Annotated in this window: 4 protein-coding genes; 1 reads left to right on the top strand and 3 read right to left on the bottom strand. The window is 62.6% G+C overall.

Annotated features, from left to right (window positions below; all coding sequences use genetic code 11):
* Both AADA04_RS04400 and AADA04_RS04405 read right to left on the bottom strand, forming a co-directional pair.
* The coding region (locus AADA04_RS04400) for a sigma-54 dependent transcriptional regulator (RefSeq protein ID WP_340692027.1) at window positions 1-1,445 on the bottom strand (1,445 nt) is incomplete at its 3' end.
* A 172-nt stretch (window positions 1,446-1,617) separates the two neighbouring features.
* Window positions 1,618-1,989 (bottom strand): PilZ domain-containing protein, encoded by a 372-nt coding sequence (locus AADA04_RS04405; protein ID WP_340692028.1) that lies wholly within the window; start codon window positions 1,987-1,989, stop codon window positions 1,618-1,620.
* Window positions 1,990-2,266: 277 nt separating this feature from the next.
* Here AADA04_RS04405 and AADA04_RS04410 point away from each other — a divergent pair, with 277 nt between their 5' ends.
* On the top strand, window positions 2,267-2,476 hold the full coding sequence (locus AADA04_RS04410; protein ID WP_340692029.1) for a cold-shock protein: 210 nt from the start codon (window positions 2,267-2,269) through the stop codon (window positions 2,474-2,476).
* 119 nt (window positions 2,477-2,595) lie between these two features.
* On the opposite strand, the gene AADA04_RS04415 is transcribed toward AADA04_RS04410, so the two are convergent.
* A partial coding sequence (locus AADA04_RS04415) for a DMT family transporter (RefSeq protein WP_340692030.1) occupies window positions 2,596-3,059 on the bottom strand: 464 nt, incomplete at its 5' end.

Genomic DNA, 3,059 nt, shown 5'->3' on the forward strand with positions numbered 1-3,059 from the left:
TCGTATTCGCGCACCTTGCGGTAAAGCGTCGAACGGCCAATGCCGAGGCGGCGCGAGACTTCGCTCATATGGCCGTCATAGAACTCGATCGCGTATTGCAGGATGTCCTGCTCGATTTCCGTCAGTGTGCGCAGTTCGCCATGCGCGTCCGTAATGCTCACCGGGCTGTTGCCCGTCGCGACAGGGCCGCTGTCATTGGCCGCCATCGGCGCGGTCGGCACTGCATTGGCCGCAACCGGCGTCGCCGGCAGGCTGTCGAGATCGGGCATCTGGCCGGAAATCTGCGGGAAGTCCTGCGGCTGCAGGAGGTCGCCCTCACACAGCACGACGGCGCGGAAGACGGCATTCTCCAGCTGGCGCACATTGCCCGGCCAGTCGAACGCATACAGCATCTTCAGCGTGTCATCGGCCACGCCGGACACTTTCGCGCCTTCGCTTGCATTGAACCGTGTCACGAAATGCTCGACCAGCGCCGGGATATCGTCGCGGCGTTCGCGCAAGCTCGGCATGTCCACAGGGTAGACATTCAGCCGGTAGAAAAGGTCTTCGCGGAACGTGCCCTCGGCCACCTGCGCGGCGAGATCGCGATTGGTCGCGGAGATGATGCGCACATCGACCTTGGTCGGGCGGCGCGAGCCGACGGCATCGACCTCCCCTTCCTGCAGGGCGCGGAGCAGCTTGACCTGGGCTTCGAGGGGCAACTCCCCCACTTCATCAAGGAACAGCGTGCCACCATCGGCCTCGAGGAACTTGCCCGGCGCTTTCGAGACGGCACCGGTAAAAGCACCCTTCTCATGGCCGAACAGGATCGACTCGACGAGGTTTTCGGGGATCGCGCCACAGTTGACGGTCACGAAGGGTTTGCCGGCGCGGGTCGAGGCACCCTGGATACAGCGGGCGACGACTTCCTTGCCGACGCCGCTCTCACCGAGAATCAGGACCGGGATATCAGAGGCCGCTGCGCGCTCGGCAAGTCGAACGACCTGGCGCATCGGTGCTGCCGAGGCAATCATGTCCTCGAAGCTCATGCCGCCATCGGCCTTGCGTGACAGGCGTTTCACTTCGCCGGTCAGCGACTGCATCTTGAGGGCGTTGCGGATGGAAACAACCACACGTTCCGGATTGGCCGGCTTGACGATAAAGTCCACCGCGCCACGGCGCATCGACTGGACGATCGTGTCGATACCGCTTGTCGCGGTCAACATGATCACCGGCAGGTCGGGGCGCTTGTTCGACAGGCGCTCGAGCGTGTCGAGGCCCGACAGGCCCGGCATGGTCAGGTCGAGCAGCACGACATCGACGCCATCCTTGGCATCGGCAGCGACCGCAATCCCGGTCTCGCCGTCCGGCGCCGTGCGGCAGGCAAAGCCCGCCTTCTCCACGGCAGCCTGCAGCAGGCGGCGTTGTGTCGGATCATCATCAATAACCAGTACGGTCTTCGCCATCATCTTACCCTTGTACGTGGCCGGAGGGTCTGTTTTGCCCACCGTGCCTGAATTCACTGGCGCAATTTGGAACAGCAACGTCCCACATCGCGACGACCCGTTATGACACAGGGGCGTGAGGGTCTGGTGTATGCAATCGATGAAATTTCAGGCGAATTTTTGAGGCGCCGCCTCAGTGCGCAGACGGGTCCGCCGCCACCAGCCGCTCGAAGTCGGCCTCGTCCAGGCGCTGGATGAACCGCACGCCGACGAGCTCGTCCTTCTGCCAGCGTTTCTCGCACACGATGCGACGCGTGACAGAGCCGCCGCGTCCGTGGACGAAAACATAGAACTCGCCAGGCAGGTCCGGCAGGATCGCGCCCTCGCCAAAGGTCAGTTTGGCACCCGACTGCGACATGTCGAGAATGGAGATGTCGCGCGACGCGCTGAGGTCAGGCCACACCATGCGGCCCGGCCGGTAGGCCTGGACGCGCGGATCGGCGCGCCGCAATTCCATCTGGAACCGGGTGAAGCTCGCCTGCAGTTTGGACGCAAATCTGTTCATGCGCGCATCTATGCGCCCAGCCGGTAAACGGATTGCAAAGAGAAAGCACTCATTTCAACGCAAGGTCAGGCAATTCGCGATTATGCGAACAGCGATTGAGCTTAGCGTGAAACTGTGCAATAAAGCGCTTATCGACTTCGAAATTGTGTCGGATAACTCGCAACTAAGGCCGTGCTTAAGCGCCGCTGCAAGACCGACTTCTCCCCCGCAAGACCCGAGATTGATCACGTGCGCGCAACTCCGCATGCCCGTGAATTTTTAAGACCAGGTAAGATCTATGTCTACAGGAACTGTTAAGTGGTTCAATAGCCAAAAAGGCTTTGGCTTCATTCAACCCGATGCCGGCGGCGCTGATGTGTTTGTGCACATCTCCGCAGTCGAACGCGCCGGTCTCGCAACGCTCAATGATGGCCAAAAGGTCAACTACGAGCTCGAGAAAGACGCTCGCAGCGGTAAAATGTCTGCTGGCCAGCTCTCGGCTGCCTAAAGCCTTTTAAGGCCCCGCGTACGCCGCGAGAGCCACACATTCCCGAAAGCCCCCGCACCTCACCGTGCGGGGGTTTTTTCTTGCGCAAAGGGTTGGTCACAGGCCCCTGCTCCGGCCCTCTAGTCCGGCAAGTCGCTGACCGGCTGGCCGGTCTGCCGCCGCGTCTCGAAATGGTTCTCGAACGCAACGCCCAGGCACGCGCCGATAATCAGCACCGCCCCGGCCCACACTTGCCAGCCCGGCATCTCGGCAAAGAACACGATCCCGAACAGCGCGCTCCAGACCAGCGCGGTATATTCCAGCGGCGCCAGCAGCTGCGCCTTGGCCCGCGCATAGGCCAGCGTCATCAGGAACCAGACCGAATAGCCGAGCACGCCCAGCAATCCGAACACCGGCAGGTCGCCCATGTTCACCGGCCCCGCGACGCCGAACAGGACCGGCGCCATGCACAGCGCCGGCACGACATTGGTGAACACGGCAATCGTCGTCGCGTCTTCCCGCACCGCGCGCAGGCGCAGCAGCACCAGCACCACCGCATAGATCGTCGCCGAGGCAAAACACGCCGCCAGGCCCAGCCCCCGCC

The organism is Hyphomonas sp. (assembly GCF_037969335.1).
GTDB lineage: Bacteria > Pseudomonadota > Alphaproteobacteria > Caulobacterales > Hyphomonadaceae > Hyphomonas.

Bases quoted from the DNA above. Each gene is read 5' to 3' on its own strand.
- AADA04_RS04410 (WP_340692029.1), top strand. From the start codon at position 2,267: ATGTCTACAGGAACTGTTAAGTGGTTCAATAGCCAAAAAGGCTTTGGC.
- AADA04_RS04405 (WP_340692028.1), bottom strand. From the start codon at position 1,989: ATGAACAGATTTGCGTCCAAACTGCAGGCGAGCTTCACCCGGTTCCAG.